This window comes from Rhizobium sp. 2YAF20, assembly GCF_052114685.1.
In the GTDB taxonomy this organism is placed as follows: Bacteria; Pseudomonadota; Alphaproteobacteria; order Rhizobiales; family Rhizobiaceae; genus Rhizobium.
In genome coordinates, this window is record NZ_JBFRFF010000022.1 from 17669 (window position 1) to 33576 (window position 15908).

Consider the following 15908-nt stretch of genomic DNA (forward strand, 5'->3'; position numbering starts at 1 on the left):
TCCTGCCTGGTGGTCGTTGGCGAAAATCCGTGGCAGAAGAAAGCATGGCCGCCAGTCCCCGTCAAAGATCGACATTTCGTTTTGCGCCGAGCCCCAACGGGCCGCTGCATCTCGGCCACGCGCTTTCGGCTCTCCTCAACCACGAGATGGCGCGCGCTGCCGACGGGCGCTTTCTGTTACGCATCGAAGACATCGATCAGGCGCGCTGTACACCCGAATTCGAAGAGGGGATTTACGCTGATCTCGCCTGGCTCGGCCTGGATTGGGAGGAGCCGGTGCGCCGCCAATCCGAGCATTTTGTCGAATATGAAGGCGCATTGCAGTCGTTGGTCGATCGCGGTCTTGTCTACCCGGCCTTCCTGACACGGGGCGAGGTGCGATCCCATGTTGCAGCCTTCAAAGCAGGTGGCGCGGCCTGGCCTTGCGATCCAGACGGCATGCCCTTCTATCCGCCCGACGATCGTGACAGAAGCTCTGCCGATCGCCAGGAGCTGCTCGACAGCGGCATCAAGCATGCATGGCGGCTCGACATGCGCCGTGCGCTCGAAACGATTTCAGGGCGCCTGGAGTGGACCGAGACCGGCGACGGCCTAAGGGGCCAGATCGCCGCCGATCCGGCCGCCTGGGGCGATGTCGTTCTGTCGCGCTCGGACGCGCCTTCTAGCTACCATCTCTCCGTCGTCATCGACGATGCGCTGCAAGGCATCACCGATGTCGTGCGCGGGCTAGACCTCTTTCACGCGACTTCGATCCACGTGCTGCTCCAGGATCTGCTCGGTCTTACCAGGCCCGTCTACCATCACCACCGGCTGGTCACCGATGGAACAGGTCGAAAGCTCGCAAAGAGCGAAGGCGACGCCGGTATCGCCGAGTTGCGTGCGCGTGGAATTTCAGTTGCGGATCTTCGCCGCCGCATCGGGCTTTGACGGCTGGGTCGGCTCAACTTCTGCAATGCCTCGGGAGAACATCCGGCGGACCCGAAATTTCATCAATGCCGCATTGGTCTCGGCTCCGAGGATGAAGATGACGCTGATCATGTAAAGGAAGACGAGCACGATCATGACCGAGGCAAGGCCCGCATAGGTCGCGGTGTAATTGGCGAAGGTCGTGAGATAATAGGCAAAGATCAAAGCGCCAGCGAGCCAGGACAGCAAGGTCAGGAGCACGCCTGGAACGACGTCCAGAACCTTGCGGCGACCGGCCGGCAACCAGAGATGGACGATCATCAACCCCGCCGTCAGCATGAACAGGGTACCGTAGATACGCCAGCTCGAGACGATGTCGAGCGTATCGGCAAGCCACGGCACCCACTGCCGCGCATAGTTGAGCACCAGTGGCACGGCGACGAGTAGGATGCTGATCGCGGCAAAAATCAGAACGGCGATGAGCACATAGCCAAGGCTGGCAAGGCGGGTGAAATACCATGGCCGCGTCTCGGCCATTCGGTAGGCGCGATTGAGCGATATCCGCAGCGCCTCGACGCCATTGGACGCGAAATAGGCGGCCGCAAGAACCGAAATCGTCAGCAGGCCGCCGCGCGGGATCGTCAGAACCTGGACGACCTGATCGGCAAGTGGCTTGGCGATCGCCTCCGGCCAGGTATCGAAGATCAGGTGAATTGCCGTTCCGGAAAACTGGCTGGCGCCGAGGAAGCTCGCAAGCGCCGTGCCGAAGATCAGGAAGGGAAAGACGGCAAGCAGGCTCGACAGGGCGACATGGCTTGCCATCGCGAACCCATCGTCCTCGATGAAGTGGAAGACGGCATCGTAGACCACCTTGTAGAGCGTGCGAACAATTGTCGGCATTCCATCTCCGCTACGCGCCGGTCGCTGGTTCGCGCTCGCCGGATTGTTGATTGTCTCGTCATGGCGAATATGGGAAACGAGTTTGAGTTTGTACAGGAATCATTCCATGGCCGACCAACGCAACATCGTCGTGACGGGCTGCTCCTCCGGGATCGGCGCCCATTGCGCACGTGCGCTTAAGGCCGACGGATGGCGAGTGTTTGCCACCGTGCGCAGCGAAGCCGACCTTGCACCGCTTAAGGCCGACGGCATCGAGGCGCTCGTCATGGACTACGCCAGGTCGGACACGATCGCAGCGCTTGTCGATAGGGTGCGCGAACGCACTGATGACCGCATCGACGCCCTCTTCAACAATGGCGCCTATGGCCAGCCCGGCGCAGTGGAGGACATCTCGACCGACGTGTTGCGCGCCCAGTTCGAAACCAATTTCTTCGGCTGGCACGACCTTACGCGCCAGGTGATACCGCTGATGCGAAGGCGTGGCGAAGGCCGCATCGTCCAGTGCTCGTCTATTCTCGGCCTGATCCCCTATCGTTACCGCGGCGCCTACACGGCCTCCAAGTTCGCCCTCGAAGGCCTGTCGATCACCATGCGCATGGAACTGCAAGGCTCCGGCATCCATGTCAGCCTGATCGAGCCCGGGGCGATCGCCACCCGCTTCACGGCAAACGCACTCGCCAAGTTCGAGGAAAATGTCGACCTCAGGAATTCTGCGCACGCAGTGGAATATCGACGCCAGCTGGCGCGACTGAATGGCACAGGCCCCGTCAACCGCCAAAAACTCGGACCCGAAGCCGTTTATATCGTGCTAAAGCATGCCCTGGAGGCGAGGAGACCGCACCCCCATTACCTGGTAACCGCACCTGCCAAGCAGGGTGTGTGGCTGAAGCGTCTGTTGCCGGCAGACCTCTTCTACCGTTTGATGCGCCGGCTTGATTGAAAGACGAAGGCCCACAATCCATGTCCACTTTCACCTATATCTTTGCCATCATCTTCATGGGCCTGGTCGCCATCGTCTTGGTGCGCGGCCTCTTCAACATGATGAAGGGCGATAACCCGAGCCTCTCCAACAAGCTGATGCAGATGCGCGTGCTGTTGCAGGCGATCGCGCTTGCGCTCATCATGCTGACGCTGTGGCTGACGGGCGGCGGGCGTCCGCACTAACACGAGACAAAGTCGCATGGTGAAGCTCAACAAGATCTATACGAGAACCGGCGACGACGGCACGACTGGGCTGGTCGCCGGGCCGCGCCGCCTGAAGCATGATCTTCGCGTCGAGGCTTACGGCACCATCGACGAGGCCAACTCGGCGATCGGCGTCGCAAGATTGCACACGTCGGAGCATCCCGTGCTCGACCAGATGTTGGTGGCGATCCAGAACGACCTCTTCGACCTCGGCGCCGACCTGTCGACGCCCGAAACCGGCGAACCCGTCACCTTTGAGCCGCTGAGGATCATCCAGCCCCAGGTCGACAGGCTCGAACGCGACATCGACGCCCTGAATGCCGAACTGTCGCCGCTAACTTCCTTCGTGCTTCCCGGCGGCAGCCCGGCTGCAGCCCAACTGCACCTTGCCCGCACGATCGTGCGCCGCGCCGAACGGTTGATGGTCGCCCTTTCCAAGACCGGAGGCGAAAGCGTCAGCGCACCGGCGCTGAAATATGTGAACCGCCTTTCCGACCTCTTATTCGTCGCGGCAAGACATGCAAACGATCGTGGCGGCGCCGACGTGCTCTGGGTTCCGGGCAAGAATCGCTGAACCGGGCACGGTCGGTAATTGACGTTGACGTAAGCGTTATTTGCCGGCCTAAAGCATTCCGGCATTTTGCGACATCGAAGCGTTGTATTTGGAGAAAAAACGCGTATCCATGTCGCCATTCGACAAATGGAAAGGCGCCGGACAGCGCATTTTCACGAGCGACATGTTGAAGGAAGGATTCCATGAAAATTCTCGTACCAGTGAAGCGGGTTGTTGATTACAACGTCAAGATCCGCGTCAAGCCGGATGGCAGTGGCGTCGAGCTTGCCAATGTCAAGATGTCGATGAACCCGTTCGACGAGATCTCGGTCGAGGAAGCGCTAAGGCTGAAGGAGCAAGGCAAGGCGGAGGAAGTCGTCGTCGTCTCGATCGGCCCCGCCAAGGCGGAAGAAACCCTGCGCACCGCACTTGCCATGGGCGCCGACCGCGCCATCCTGGTCGAGACCGACGACGCCATTGAACCGCTGACCGTTGCCAAGATCCTCAAAGCCGTTGCCGAAGCCGAAAAGCCGGGCCTGATCATCGTCGGCAAGCAGGCAATCGACGACGACAGCAACCAGACCGGCCAGATGCTTGCAGCCCTGATGGGGATTGCCCAGGCGACCTTCGCTTCGAAGATCGAAATCGGCGACAGCAAGGCAAAGGTGACCCGCGAGGTCGACGGCGGCCTGCAGACGATCGAAATCAAGCTGCCGGCCGTGGTCACCACCGATCTGCGCCTCAACGAGCCGCGCTATGCTTCGCTGCCGAACATCATGAAGGCCAAGAAGAAGCCGCTCGACAAGAAATCGCCTGCCGATTTCGGCGTGACGACGACCCCGCGCTTGAAAGTGCTGAAGACCGAAGAACCCGGTGGCCGCAAGGCTGGCGTCAAGGTCAAGTCGGTGGCCGAGCTTGTCGACAAGCTGAAAAACGAAGCCGGCGTGCTTTAATTTAGGAAAGGAAGAACAGAACCATGGCCATTCTTCTTCTGGCTGACCACGACAATCAAAGCCTTTCCGACCAGACCGCCAAGACATTGAGCGCTGCTGCAAGTATCGGGGGCGACGTGCATGTGCTGGTGGCCGGCAAGGGCGCAAAGCCTGCTGCCGATGCTGCCGCCAAGCTTTCAGGCGTTTCCAAGGTGCTGCTTGCTGAAAGCGACGACCTTGCCAACAATCTCGCCGAGCCTTTGGCCGACCTGATCGTGTCGCTGGCAGGAAGCTACGACACCATCATCACGGCTGCGACCTCGGTCGGCAAGAACGTCATGCCGCGGGTCGCAGCGCTGCTCGACGTTGCCCAGGTCTCGGAAATCATCGAAGTCGTGTCGGCAGATACTTTCAAGCGGCCGATCTATGCCGGCAATGCCATCCAGACGGTGCAGTCGACCGACGCCAAGCGGGTCATCACCGTGCGCACGGCCTCCTTCCCATCGACAGCTGAAGGTGGTTCGGCAGCCGTTGAGACCATCTCTGCGGTCGCCAACCCGGGTCTGTCGACCTTCGTTGCCGACGCACTGTCCAATTCCGACCGTCCGGAATTGACATCGGCGAAAATCATCATCTCGGGCGGTCGCGCCCTTGGCTCTGCGGAAAAGTTCCGCGAAGTCATCCTGCCGGTTGCCGACAAGCTCGGTGCTGCCGTTGGCGCATCGCGCGCAGCGGTCGACGCCGGCTATGCGCCGAACGACTGGCAGGTCGGCCAGACCGGCAAGGTCGTAGCACCTCAGCTTTATATCGCGGTCGGCATATCGGGCGCCATCCAACATCTGGCCGGCATGAAGGACAGTAAGGTCATCGTCGCCATCAACAAGGACGAGGAAGCCCCGATCTTCCAGATCGCCGACTACGGCCTCGTCGCTGATCTCTTCGAAGCCCTGCCGGAGCTCGAAAAGGCGCTTTGATCGGACAAGCCCGGTTTTCGCCATTGCGAGCGACTGGAAAATTGTTCTTTATCAGTCTATCAATCTTGCCGGGCTAGTGATGGCCCGGCAAATTTGCGAACAGAGCGGTCGCGTCGTAAGATGCGCCGCCAGGGAGTTGACCATGAGTACGGACTTGAAGTCGATCGGTATTGTCGGTGCGGGCCAGATGGGCTGCGGCATCGCGCAGGTGTCGGCGCTTGCAGGCTACAAGGTCAACATCTACGATCTGTCGCAGGAGCGCATTGAAAGCGCACTGGCAACGATCAACGGCAATCTCGCCCGCCAGGTTTCGGCCGCCAAGATGACGGAGGACGAACGCAAAGCGGCATTGGCGCTGATATCAGGCTCGGCCGACGTCAACGACCTCGCCCCGATGGATCTCGTCATCGAGGCAGCCACCGAGGACGAGAGCGTCAAGCGGAAGATCTACACGCTGGTCTGTCCCGTCCTGAAGCCGGACGCCATCCTTGCCACCAATACGTCCTCGCTTTCGATCACCCGGCTTGCCTCTGCCACGGATCGCCCGGAACGCTTCATGGGCATCCATTTCATGAACCCTGTTCCGGTCATGAAGCTCGTCGAACTGGTACGCGGCATCGCGACTGAAGAAGCCACCTTCAAGATGGCGCGCGATTATGTCAGCACGCTCGACAAGACAGTCACCGTCGCCGAGGACTTTCCCGCCTTCATCGTCAACCGCATCCTGTTGCCGATGATCAACGAGGCGATCTACACCCTCTATGAAGGCGTCGGCACGGTCGACGCGATCGACACCGCCATGAAGCTTGGCGCCAATCACCCGATGGGACCGCTGCAGCTTGCCGACTTCATCGGCCTCGACACCTGCCTGTCGATTATGCAGGTGCTGCACGAGGGCCTGTCGGATTCGAAATACCGCCCCTGCCCGCTGCTGGTTAAATATGTCGAAGCCGGCTGGCTCGGCCGCAAATCCGGACGCGGCTTTTATGATTATCGCGGCGAGGTCCCGGTTCCGACCCGTTAACGGCCTGAGGCGAGACAAACGGTTCGTTGAACACACTTCGTGTGGTGATGGTGTCGGTCTGAGCAGAATGCTGGACGCGTCTAGATGAGGTCTACAGACCCGCCAGATGCATGACCGACCAGCTTCTGTAAATAGCATTCGTCGATCTCCACGCCATTGAGGCAGGGGCGGGGGATAACCTATGCTGCTCGAGCCATGTGGCTCGAGGATTGATCAGCTGGTCGCGGCGATCGAAGGGCAGGATGGCATCGAGTGCATCCAGCTCCTCGGCCCGCAGCAACACGCCAGGCGAAGCTTTCGTTGCAGCTCTGATCTATTCAGTGGCCCTTCCACGGATTGAAGATCACCAAGCCAATTCCCTCGAAATCAGAGACATTGCGTGTCGCCACCGAGGCACCGCGCGACAGGGCGATTGCTGCTATCTGCGCGTCGAACTGACTGATGGGCCGGCCGGCGCTGCGACGATCCGTGGCGATGGTGGCATAGAGATCCGCCGCGTCACGATCAAACGGCAGCACGCGTCCAAACAGATCCTCGCCAAAAATCGGCGAGATGGCCGCCTCCAGATCGCGGCGGCGGCTCTGGCAGAAGTCGCAGCCCATAGAGGATTTCAGCCTCGGTGACTGCGGTCGTGAACACCGACGGAGGGTGCTGCGCCGCCAACCATTCGATGACGACCATGCTTGGGGACGGCGTGAGCAGCTCCGAAATGACGTTGGTGTCGAGAATGATCACCGGCCAAAATCCGGCGCGTCGCGAATAGCCTCACGGGCGGGAATATCGAGGTCGAGGCCGCCGACCAGCGTCAGGCGCGCGCGGATGGTCTCGGCGAGATTGCGAGCAGGCCTTTCGCTTGCAGCCAGTGCTACTCGGAGAATATCGCGCGCTTCGTCCTCCATCGAGCGACCATGCGTTGCAGCGCGCACGCGTAGCCGCTGCTTTGCAAACTATTTAACGGCAGCATCGGTTTAACGTCAAATTTGTCATCAGGAACCCGTCCGCCGGACCGGGCTCCGCCTCGGCACGCCGCTGCAGCGGATCGGCGGGGGGATTCGGCATTCTTGTAGCAGGGGTCTGAGTATCAACGTCAACGGAACAGAAAACATAAGCCTGCAGCCGTCGATCACGCATCGTCACGCATCACCTCTGAACAGGGAAGATTGGTGGACAACGGCCTGTCCGCGTCTGGCGATCAGAAGGGACAAGCAGCCGTCCAGCGTTCCTATTTCAACGGCAGGAATAGCTCCGCGACCGTCTCATGCTCCGGTACCTCGGGGAAGAAGGCGAGGCGTTGGCAGTAGAGGGGGAAATCCCTCGGCTCTTCGCCGCTGGCCGGCAGCCAGTCGCGATAGAGGTAGAGAGCGCCAGGCTCCAGATTGTCGGTATTGCCGACGACGCGAAGCACGGCGCAGCGCCCGCCGGGGATAAAACCCGCCGCCACGCCCTCGTCGTCAGGTCCTAGCGAGAAATCGATGCCCGCACACAGGTCCATCCGATAGTCGGCCGGGGATGCGGGCCGCCGCTCGGAACGGAAGACGTTGAAGATCGGGCTGGTCTTTGGGGATGACAGGCCGTTGGCCTTTCGCCAGGCGATGAACCGCTGGATGGTATCGCCAATCGTTGCGGGGTCGCCCCGATGCTCTATGATCGCCACCCCCGTCGGGGCCACATCGCGGATCGTCACATCTTCGTGGCTATAAGTTTTCTGCATGAGCTTGCTCCTAGCGTTGTCGAGAGGCCCGAAGGCCGAAAGCCACGGCTCCCATTCGGGAGACTTTCGGAACGACGAAGGCGATTGTCCGAACCGTTGCCGAAAGGCGCGGGCAAAAGCATCCGGTGCGTCGTAACCGGCATCCATCGCTATATCAGTGACGCTTTCGGCGTCTCTGTAGGCCAGCCGGTACGAAGCGCGCTTCATGCGGGCGAGCTGGACATAGCGATGCACCGACAACCCGAAGGTGGACGTGAACTGCCGGTGGAAATGGAATTTCGAGAAAGCCGCGACGCCGCTCATCGCTTCCAGGTCCAGATCGTCGTCCAGATGCTGGTCTATGTGGTCCAGCACCCGCTGCATCCGGGCATGGTAGTTTTCAAGCGCCGCCTTCATCGTCCTGTCCTCCGTGGCGACACCAGTTAGGCGCTCCCGGATATGACGCGCTCGACCGATCTTGCGGTTTGGCATAGATCAACCGGTGCCCGCCAGCGACCGTGCCGGTCGAATTTCTGCTCAGATTATCTGACAATGGAATTCCGGGTGCGCTCACATTAATTGCCAATGTGTTGGTCGGTATTGAACTGCCTCAGCCCGGTGGGGTCTCGAGAGCTGCCAATGTTAGCCCCGCGTGTCAACTCGGCCCTCTCCATTTCGCCGCATGGGTTTGACTTTCGCGGAAACGGTCGAATTATGAGAGGCCTGGAACCATACAATCGCACCCATGTCCACTGCGTCCGACGACGCCACTGCCAAGAGTGCTGCCGATGCTCGATGATCCTGACAAAACCGATCGTCTTGTTGCAGAGCTGCAGGCGTCGCTCCCCCTTGAAGCCGGGCTGTCTCAGACCCTCAAAGCGACGTTGATCAAGCAATCCCCGGATCTCGCCATACCCGATCGCTGCCACATCATACGCATCTTCTACATGGGGGACGAAGGCGGCATCACCTGTCGGCTCGACATCGGCGGACCGGACACCAGCGCGCCGTATATCGTTTCGATCACGCATCTTATCTTTGCCAGACGCATCGCGCTGTTTCGGCAAATCGACGCCTATCAACGCCACCGCATCAAGAAGATCAAGCTGCAGAACAGCAGAAATTATTGACGGTAAAGTCCACCCCGCTGCAATAACTTTTCAGCAGTTATATCGCGTCAACCCCTAAAGCGATGTTCCCGCGCCGACAGCAGCCTTGATCAGCCCCTTGGCATCCTCGCTGTCCCACGCCGCCGGCCCGTTCATCGCCGACACCAGGCATCCCTTTTTGTCGATCAGCAGCGTCACCGGCAGGCCGAAAGCCAGACCCTGCTTTTTCAAGGCGTTGAAGACACCCATCGTGTTGTCGCGGTAGTAGCCAAGCCTGTCGATGCCGGTTTCACTGCGGAAGGCCTTGGGCTTCTCGTCGTCGCCGGTATCGATGTTGACGGCGACCACCTCGAATTTGTCGCTTCCCATTTCCTTCTGCAGGGCGTTCAGCGCCGGCATCTCCTCGCGGCAGGGAAAACACCAGGTGGCCCAGAGGTTGAGCAATACCGTCTTGCCGGCAAAACTCTCCACCGAGAGCGGTTGGCCTTCCGCGCCCTTGAAAGCAACCGTCTTCAGCGACAGCGGCTGCTGCGCTGCGACCATGGCCGCTACCTGCCCCTTGGTGAAGGGGTTTAGCGCGGCGGAAAGATCCTTCGCAGCTTTGCAATCGCCGGCAAGGGCTGCGGTTTCACTGATGCCATTGCCAGACCCACCCTGCTTCACGTATACCGCTGCCGCACCCGCGACGACCCCGGCGACGGCTGCGATCAGGATCAGTTTCACGGACGGCAGACCAAGCGGCTTCTTCGCTGTCATTTCGTTCTCCAGATAGGCATCTCATGGCTGACGGCACCAAGGACACCAACTCCTCCAATCAGATGTGGGGCGGACGTTTCGCCTCCGGCCCCGCTGCGATCATGGAGGAGATAAATGCATCGATCGGTTTCGACAAGAAACTCTTTGCGCAGGACATCCGCGGCTCCATTGCCCATGCGACCATGCTGGCCCATCAAGACATCATTTCGACTGAGGACAAAGACAAGATCGTTCACGGCCTGAACACGATCCTGTCAGAGATCGAAAGTGGCAATTTCGAATTCTCCCGCAAGCTCGAAGACATCCATATGAACGTCGAGGCGCGGCTGGCGGTACTGATCGGCCCTGCGGCCGGACGCCTGCACACTGCCCGCTCGCGCAACGACCAGGTCGCACTCGATTTCAGGCTTTGGGTCAAGGAGGAGCTGCAGCGCACCGAACAGGCGCTGTCCGGGCTGATCGCCGCCTTCCTTGATCGCGCTGAAGAGCATGCCGAGACCGTGATGCCCGGCTTCACGCATTTGCAGACTGCACAACCTGTCACCTTCGGCCACCACTGCATGGCCTATGTCGAGATGTTCGGCCGGGACCGCTCGCGTGTTCGCCACGCCATCGAGCACATGGACGAATCACCCATCGGCGCTGCCGCGCTTGCCGGCACCGGCTTTCCGATCGACCGCCATATGACTGCAAAGGCGCTCGGCTTCCGCGAGCCGACCCGCAACTCGATCGACACTGTTTCCGACCGGGATTTTGCCATCGAATTCCTGTCGATCGCGGCAATTGCCGGCATGCACCTGTCGCGTCTGGCCGAAGAGATCGTTATCTGGTCGACACCGCAATTCGGCTTCGTGCGCCTTTCCGACGCCTTTTCCACCGGCTCGTCGATCATGCCGCAGAAGAAGAACCCGGATGCGGCCGAGCTGGTGCGCGCCAAGACCGGTCGTATCAACGGTTCGCTGGTGGCGCTTCTGACCATCATGAAGGGCCTGCCACTCGCCTATTCCAAGGACATGCAGGAAGACAAGGAGCAGGTCTTCGACGCAGCCGAAAGCCTGGAGCTTGCCGTTGCCGCGATGACCGGCATGGTGCGCGATCTGACGATCAACGTTGAAAGGATGAAGGCGGCAGCCGGCTCCGGCTATTCGACGGCGACGGACCTTGCCGACTGGCTGGTGCGCGAGGCCGGCCTTCCCTTCCGCGACGCCCATCACGTGACCGGCCATGCGGTGGCGCTTGCCGAAAGCAAGGGCTGCGATCTGGCAGGACTGTCGCTTGCGGAATTGCAGACGCTTCATCCAGCGGTTACCCCAGAGATCTTCGACGTCCTGACGGTCGAGGCCTCCGTTGCAAGCCGCAAGAGCTTCGGCGGCACTGCACCTTCCGAAGTGCGCAGGCAGATCGCTTTCTGGCGCGCCCGCAACTGACACCGAACGGCAATTCCGAGCGAAACAATCAGGGTGCACAAGCCTTGCAAACTTCGCTATGAAGGACTGCTTGTCGCCTACCGTCGCCCAAGAGGACATCGATGCAGATCAACGTGCCGCACATCATCCGCCTGACCGCCGTGCTTTCGGTGGTGGGTCTTGCCGTCGTTGGATGTGGCCGTAAAGGCGATCTGGATCCGCCGAGCGTGCACGCGACCAAGGGCGGCGATGCGTCGAAGCCGACCAAGCAGCCGGGAACCGTCGACAAGCCTTTCTTCCTCGATCCGCTTCTTTGAACAGGTTTCTCCCGTGAACCATTTCCAGTATCGCGACGGCATCCTCCACGCCGAAGACGTCTCCATTCCCGAGATCGCCAAGGCTGTCGGCACGCCCTTCTACTGCTATTCGACCGCGACGCTCGAGCGCCATTACCGCGTGTTTTCCGAGGCCTTCAGCGATGTCGATGCCATGGTCTGCTATGCGATGAAGGCCAACTCCAACCAGGCAGTCCTGAAGACGCTCGCGCGCCTTGGCGCCGGTGTCGATGTGGTCTCAGTCGGCGAACTTTTTCGCGCGCTTGCGGCCGGCATCCCCGCAGAGCGCATCATGTTTTCGGGCGTCGGCAAGACCGCGGCGGAAATGGACGCGGCACTCGAGGCGGGCATTTATTGCTTCAACGTCGAATCAGAGCCCGAGCTCGAGGTTCTCAACCAGCGCGCCGCCCGCGCCGGCAAGAAGGCGCCGGTCTCCTTCCGGATCAATCCTGACGTCGATGCGCGCACCCACGCCAAGATCTCGACCGGTAAGAAAGAAAATAAGTTCGGTATTTCCTTCGAGCGCGCTCGCGCCGTCTACGCCCGTGCCGCCGAACTGCCAGCAATCACTGTGACCGGCATCGACATGCACATCGGTAGCCAGATCACCGAGCTGCAGCCTTTCCAGGATGCCTTCAAGCTTTTGAGGGAGCTTGTAGACACGCTGCGCGCCGACGGCCACGACATTCATCACGTCGATGTCGGCGGCGGCCTCGGCATTCCCTATCGCGACGACAACAACCCGCCGCCTTCACCGGAAGCCTATGCCCATATCGTCAAGGACCAGCTTCGCGGCCTGAACTGTCGGATCGTCACCGAACCGGGCCGGCTGATCGTCGGCAATGCCGGGATCCTGGTGAGCGAAGTCATCTATGTGAAGGACGGTGGCCAGAAGAGCTTCATCGTCGTCGATGCCGCTATGAACGACCTCATTCGCCCGACGCTCTATGAGGCCCACCACGAGATCAGGCCCGTCATCGTCACGGCGGCAAGCGCCCCGCGCATCAAGGCCGATGTCGTAGGCCCCGTCTGCGAGACGGGAGACTATCTGGCGCTCGGCCGCGAGATGAGCATGCCAAAGCCAGGCGATCTCTTAGCCGTCGGGTCTGGCGGTGCCTATGGCGCTGTCCAGGCGGGGACTTACAACAGCCGTCTGCTGGTGCCGGAAGTGCTCGTCAACGGCTCCGAATTTCACGTTGTCCGGCCGCGCCAGACCTATGATGACCTGATTGCACTCGACTCCATTCCCGCGTGGCTCGCCTGAGCCGTGGTTCACATTTGAGCGAAATCGGCTGAAAAAGCGGCCCTGCCCTCGTCTTCGCCACAAAGGATGCTATCGTTATCTTGTGCATCGCAAGCACAAGATGAAGATTGGCCGGCCGCGAGAATTCGGAGAGTGACGGGCAGATGAGCAACGCCGATAGCGACAGGAAGGGTGCTTTTTCCTCACGGCCCGCGCTTGCGCGGCTGGTTGCGATCAAGCGCGTCCTTGCCCGGCTCGTCCTTGTTTCAGAACAATTGCTGCCGATGCTGCTGCCGGTGTTTGCGGTCGCAGCCCTCTATCTCTGCACATCCTGGTTTGGCCTGTTCCGCATTTTGCCGGGATTGCCACGCCTGGCGCTCCTGATTGCTTTCATCCTTGCCTTTGGCGCCTCGATCGTACCTTTGCGTCGCCTGCGCTGGCCAAGCGTGGCCGAAGCCGACCGGCTGCTGGAGGAACGCAACGGCCTGCCGCATCAGCCGGTTACCGTCCAGGACGACGAACCGGCCTTCGATACGCCGTTTGCCCGCGCACTTTGGCGTGAGCACCAGACCCGCATGGCCGAGCGGATCGCAGCCCTCGATACCGGGCTGCCGCGCCCTGATATCGCCAGCCACGACCGCTTCGGTCTGCGCGCCATTCCGGCCCTGCTGCTGGTTGCCGCCTTCGGCTTTTCGATGTCCAACGGCGGCGGTTCGATCACCGACGCATTTCAAAATGTCCCCGAGACGAACACTGATCCGGACCTGCGCATCGACGCATGGGTCACGCCGCCTTACTACACCGGCCAGGCCCCGACCTATCTGACGGGTAGCACTGCAACGGCCAGCGGCACTATCAGCGTGCCGCAATTCTCCGATCTCACCATCCGCGTTACCGGCGGCCAAGGCACGGAAAAGGTATTGTTCCAGGGGACAGGCAGCGAGCGCGGTGTCGAGATCGCGCTTCAGGACGATAAGGCCGCCGCACCGCCGAACGCGAGCGGCACGAGAGCAGGAAACATCCGCGCTGCCGCAGGTCCGCCAGCAACCTCTCCGGCACCAAGCGATACGGCTGCTGCAGCACCGCCCGGAGCCCGCACGCATGCATTGAAACTCGAAAAGGGCGGCGTGCTGACGGTCAACGACCGCCATTGGACTTTTGACGTTCTTACCGATAAACCGCCGGAAATCGCTTTCGACGGCATCCCGCATGCAACGGTCAACGGCGCGCTGGAAATCGGCTTCAAGGCCAAGGATGACTACGGCATCGAGGAGGCCCATGCCGAAATCGTTCCGGTTGGAGTGGATCCGGAGGCAAAGCCGCTCTATCCACTTCCCGACTTCAGGTTCGAGATCGGCCGTCGCAACCGTCGCGAGGTAAAGGGGCTCGGCAGCCACGACCTGAGCGAACACCCCCTTGCCGGCAAGCGTGTCAGGGTGACCCTCGTTGCGCGCGACGGCGCCGGCCAGACCGGCCGCAGCCCGCCGCACGAAATGACGATGCCTGCACGGAACTTCAGCGAGCCACTGGCAGGCGCCGTCGCCGAGGAGCGACAGGTGTTTGCGTTGGATACCCGCAAAATGCCGGAGGCAATCGCGCTCAACGAATCGCTGAGCATCCGCGCCGACGAGACCATACCCAATCTCACCCACTACCTGCTCTTGCAGTCAGCGCTGACGCGCATGCGTCTGGCGCTGGGCGACGTGGACTTGAAGGACACCGCCGACTACCTCTGGCAGATCGCCACCGGCATGGAAGATGGGCAGCTGTCGGACGCCGAGAAGAAGCTGCGGGATGCGCAAAAGAAGTTGTCCGATGCGCTGCAGCGCAACGCCTCGGACAGCGAAATCAAGCAGCTGACCGACGAGCTGCGCAAAGCCATGAACAGCTACATGAAGGAGCTGGCCGAGCGCATGAAGAATGCGCCGATGCAGCCGAACCAGAAGTCCGCCAATGTGCTCCGGCAGCAGGATCTCGAGCGGATGATGGATCAGATCGAAAACCTCGCCCGCTCCGGCAATCGCGATGCCGCCCAGCAGATGCTGTCCGAGCTCCAGCGGATGATGAACAATCTCCAGGCGGGAAAACCGCAGCAAGGGCAGCAACAGGGCCAGGAAAACAGCGAAGCCCGCAAGCAGATGGACAAGCTCGGCCAGATCCTACGCGACCAGCAGAAGCTGATGGAGCAAACGTTCCAGCTCGACCAGGCGATGAAGGATCGCATGCAGCGCGGCGATCCCAACGAAGACGGCGATCCGCTGGAACAGCCGATGCCGGGCCCGGACGGGCAGCCGCGGCAGGATCAGCAACAGCAAGGCCAGCAGCAAGAGGGCGGGCAGCAACAGGGCCAACAGCAACAAGGTCAGTCGTCGCAGGATGGCAAGACGGTTGAACAGCTGCGTGAAGCCTTGAAGCAGCTTCGCAAACAGCAGGATGATCTCGGCAAGCAGTTGGGCGAGCTGCAGAAATCGCTGAACGGCCTTGGTATCAAACCCGGCCAGGGCTTTGGCCAGGCACAGCGGGAAATGAAGGGCGCGGCCGGCGAACTTGGCCAGGGCCATGGCGAGCCCGCAATCCAGGGTCAAAGCCGCGCGCTGGAGCAGCTGCGCCAGGGCGCCCGCGACATGCTGACGCAAATGATGCAGGCCCAACAACAGGGCCAGGGTCGAGGGGATGGCAAAGGACAAGGTCAGGGAAACCAGGGCGAGCGGGATCCGCTCGGCCGATCACTGCAAAGCGACGGCGATGCCTTCGACGGTAGCCACAAAATCCCCGACGAGATCGACGTGCAGCGCGCCCGCGAAATCCTCGACGCCATCCGAAAGCGGCTTGGCAACAATCCGACGATGGAGGAGGAGCGGCGCTATCTGGAACGCCTGCTCGACATAAAATAAGC

General features: G+C 61.0%; 16 protein-coding genes and 2 pseudogenes. 12 read left to right on the plus strand and 6 right to left on the minus strand.

Annotation, left to right across the window (positions count from 1 at the left end):
- Window positions 1–44 precede the first annotated feature (44 nt).
- Complete coding sequence (gene gluQRS, locus AB4Z52_RS22250; RefSeq protein WP_442220073.1) at window positions 45–926, plus strand: tRNA glutamyl-Q(34) synthetase GluQRS; 882 nt, start codon at window positions 45–47, stop codon at window positions 924–926.
- Here gluQRS and AB4Z52_RS22255 read toward each other — a convergent pair.
- Window positions 891–1805, minus strand: coding sequence for a YihY/virulence factor BrkB family protein (locus tag AB4Z52_RS22255; protein WP_442220074.1), 915 nt, complete (start codon window positions 1803–1805; stop codon window positions 891–893). The two genes, gluQRS and AB4Z52_RS22255, sit on opposite strands and share 36 nt — an antisense overlap.
- A gap of 106 nt (window positions 1806–1911) precedes the next feature.
- On the opposite strand from AB4Z52_RS22255, the gene AB4Z52_RS22260 reads away from it, so the two are divergent.
- The 6 genes from AB4Z52_RS22260 (at window position 1912) to AB4Z52_RS22285 (ending at window position 6473) form a co-directional block, all read left to right on the plus strand.
- Window positions 1912–2745, plus strand: a complete 834-nt coding sequence (locus AB4Z52_RS22260) for an SDR family oxidoreductase (RefSeq protein WP_442220075.1) — start codon at window positions 1912–1914, stop codon at window positions 2743–2745.
- A 20-nt stretch (window positions 2746–2765) separates the two neighbouring features.
- Window positions 2766–2969: a twin transmembrane helix small protein gene (locus AB4Z52_RS22265; protein ID WP_442220076.1), complete on the plus strand. Its 204-nt coding sequence runs from the start codon at window positions 2766–2768 to the stop codon at window positions 2967–2969.
- 16 nt (window positions 2970–2985) lie between these two features.
- Entirely contained in the window at window positions 2986–3564 is a 579-nt protein-coding gene (locus AB4Z52_RS22270; RefSeq protein ID WP_442220077.1) for a cob(I)yrinic acid a,c-diamide adenosyltransferase, read from the plus strand.
- A 182-nt stretch (window positions 3565–3746) separates the two neighbouring features.
- Window positions 3747–4496: an electron transfer flavoprotein subunit beta/FixA family protein gene (locus tag AB4Z52_RS22275; RefSeq protein ID WP_442220078.1), complete on the plus strand. Its 750-nt coding sequence runs from the start codon at window positions 3747–3749 to the stop codon at window positions 4494–4496.
- A gap of 23 nt (window positions 4497–4519) precedes the next feature.
- The gene (locus AB4Z52_RS22280; RefSeq protein ID WP_442220079.1) at window positions 4520–5449 is read left to right on the plus strand and encodes an electron transfer flavoprotein subunit alpha/FixB family protein; all 930 of its coding nucleotides are present in this window, start codon (window positions 4520–4522) and stop codon (window positions 5447–5449) included.
- 142 nt (window positions 5450–5591) lie between these two features.
- Window positions 5592–6473 carry a 3-hydroxybutyryl-CoA dehydrogenase gene (locus tag AB4Z52_RS22285; protein ID WP_442220080.1) on the plus strand — a complete coding sequence of 294 codons (882 nt, stop codon included), beginning with the start codon at window positions 5592–5594 and terminating at the stop codon, window positions 6471–6473.
- Window positions 6474–6687: 214 nt separating this feature from the next.
- Here AB4Z52_RS22285 and AB4Z52_RS22290 read toward each other — a convergent pair.
- The 4 genes and pseudogenes from AB4Z52_RS22290 to AB4Z52_RS22305 all read right to left on the minus strand — a co-directional run.
- A pseudogene (locus AB4Z52_RS22290) lies at window positions 6688–6786 on the minus strand (DNA integration/recombination/inversion protein); the annotation flags it as partial.
- Between the two features lie 4 nt (window positions 6787–6790).
- Window positions 6791–7208, minus strand: a pseudogene (locus AB4Z52_RS22295) (type II toxin-antitoxin system VapC family toxin).
- Complete coding sequence (locus AB4Z52_RS22300) at window positions 7205–7399, minus strand: FitA-like ribbon-helix-helix domain-containing protein (RefSeq protein WP_442220081.1); 195 nt, start codon at window positions 7397–7399, stop codon at window positions 7205–7207. Before AB4Z52_RS22300 ends, AB4Z52_RS22295 begins: the two are co-directional and overlap by 4 nt.
- A 296-nt stretch (window positions 7400–7695) precedes the next feature.
- Window positions 7696–8580, minus strand: a complete 885-nt coding sequence (locus AB4Z52_RS22305) for an AraC family transcriptional regulator (protein ID WP_442220082.1) — start codon at window positions 8578–8580, stop codon at window positions 7696–7698.
- A 371-nt stretch (window positions 8581–8951) separates the two neighbouring features.
- Between AB4Z52_RS22305 and AB4Z52_RS22310 the strand changes: the two genes are divergently transcribed.
- On the plus strand, window positions 8952–9293 hold the full coding sequence (locus AB4Z52_RS22310) for a hypothetical protein (protein WP_442220083.1): 342 nt from the start codon (window positions 8952–8954) through the stop codon (window positions 9291–9293).
- A gap of 54 nt (window positions 9294–9347) precedes the next feature.
- Here AB4Z52_RS22310 and tlpA read toward each other — a convergent pair whose 3' ends face one another.
- Window positions 9348–10028, minus strand: a complete 681-nt coding sequence (gene tlpA / locus AB4Z52_RS22315; RefSeq protein WP_442220084.1) for a thiol:disulfide interchange protein TlpA — start codon at window positions 10026–10028, stop codon at window positions 9348–9350.
- A gap of 23 nt (window positions 10029–10051) precedes the next feature.
- Here tlpA and argH point away from each other — a divergent pair, with 23 nt between their 5' ends.
- From argH to AB4Z52_RS22335, 4 genes are all read left to right on the plus strand, one after another.
- Window positions 10052–11455, plus strand: coding sequence for an argininosuccinate lyase (gene argH, locus AB4Z52_RS22320; RefSeq protein ID WP_442220085.1), 1404 nt, complete (start codon window positions 10052–10054; stop codon window positions 11453–11455).
- A gap of 101 nt (window positions 11456–11556) precedes the next feature.
- A complete protein-coding gene (gene lptM, locus AB4Z52_RS22325; protein ID WP_442220086.1) occupies window positions 11557–11751 on the plus strand; it encodes an LPS translocon maturation chaperone LptM in 195 nt (64 codons plus the stop codon).
- A gap of 13 nt (window positions 11752–11764) precedes the next feature.
- Window positions 11765–13033 carry a diaminopimelate decarboxylase gene (gene lysA, locus AB4Z52_RS22330; protein ID WP_442220087.1) on the plus strand — a complete coding sequence of 423 codons (1269 nt, stop codon included), beginning with the start codon at window positions 11765–11767 and terminating at the stop codon, window positions 13031–13033.
- A gap of 143 nt (window positions 13034–13176) precedes the next feature.
- On the plus strand, window positions 13177–15906 hold the full coding sequence (locus AB4Z52_RS22335) for a TIGR02302 family protein (protein WP_442220088.1): 2730 nt from the start codon (window positions 13177–13179) through the stop codon (window positions 15904–15906).
- Window positions 15907–15908: the final 2 nt, after the last annotated feature.

What these genes read in the sequence shown, in the direction of transcription:
- gluQRS (WP_442220073.1), top strand. Translation starts at nt 45, where the DNA reads ATGGCCGCCAGTCCCCGTCAAAGATCGACATTTCGTTTTGCGCCGAGC.
- AB4Z52_RS22255 (WP_442220074.1), bottom strand. Translation starts at nt 1,805, where the DNA reads ATGCCGACAATTGTTCGCACGCTCTACAAGGTGGTCTACGATGCCGTC.
- AB4Z52_RS22260 (WP_442220075.1), top strand. Translation starts at nt 1,912, where the DNA reads ATGGCCGACCAACGCAACATCGTCGTGACGGGCTGCTCCTCCGGGATC.
- AB4Z52_RS22265 (WP_442220076.1), top strand. Translation starts at nt 2,766, where the DNA reads ATGTCCACTTTCACCTATATCTTTGCCATCATCTTCATGGGCCTGGTC.
- AB4Z52_RS22270 (WP_442220077.1), top strand. Translation starts at nt 2,986, where the DNA reads ATGGTGAAGCTCAACAAGATCTATACGAGAACCGGCGACGACGGCACG.
- AB4Z52_RS22275 (WP_442220078.1), top strand. Translation starts at nt 3,747, where the DNA reads ATGAAAATTCTCGTACCAGTGAAGCGGGTTGTTGATTACAACGTCAAG.
- AB4Z52_RS22280 (WP_442220079.1), top strand. Translation starts at nt 4,520, where the DNA reads ATGGCCATTCTTCTTCTGGCTGACCACGACAATCAAAGCCTTTCCGAC.
- AB4Z52_RS22285 (WP_442220080.1), top strand. Translation starts at nt 5,592, where the DNA reads ATGAGTACGGACTTGAAGTCGATCGGTATTGTCGGTGCGGGCCAGATG.
- AB4Z52_RS22305 (WP_442220082.1), bottom strand. Translation starts at nt 8,580, where the DNA reads ATGAAGGCGGCGCTTGAAAACTACCATGCCCGGATGCAGCGGGTGCTG.
- AB4Z52_RS22310 (WP_442220083.1), top strand. Translation starts at nt 8,952, where the DNA reads ATGCTCGATGATCCTGACAAAACCGATCGTCTTGTTGCAGAGCTGCAG.
- tlpA (WP_442220084.1), bottom strand. Translation starts at nt 10,028, where the DNA reads ATGACAGCGAAGAAGCCGCTTGGTCTGCCGTCCGTGAAACTGATCCTG.
- argH (WP_442220085.1), top strand. Translation starts at nt 10,052, where the DNA reads ATGGCTGACGGCACCAAGGACACCAACTCCTCCAATCAGATGTGGGGC.
- lptM (WP_442220086.1), top strand. Translation starts at nt 11,557, where the DNA reads ATGCAGATCAACGTGCCGCACATCATCCGCCTGACCGCCGTGCTTTCG.
- AB4Z52_RS22335 (WP_442220088.1), top strand. Translation starts at nt 13,177, where the DNA reads ATGAGCAACGCCGATAGCGACAGGAAGGGTGCTTTTTCCTCACGGCCC.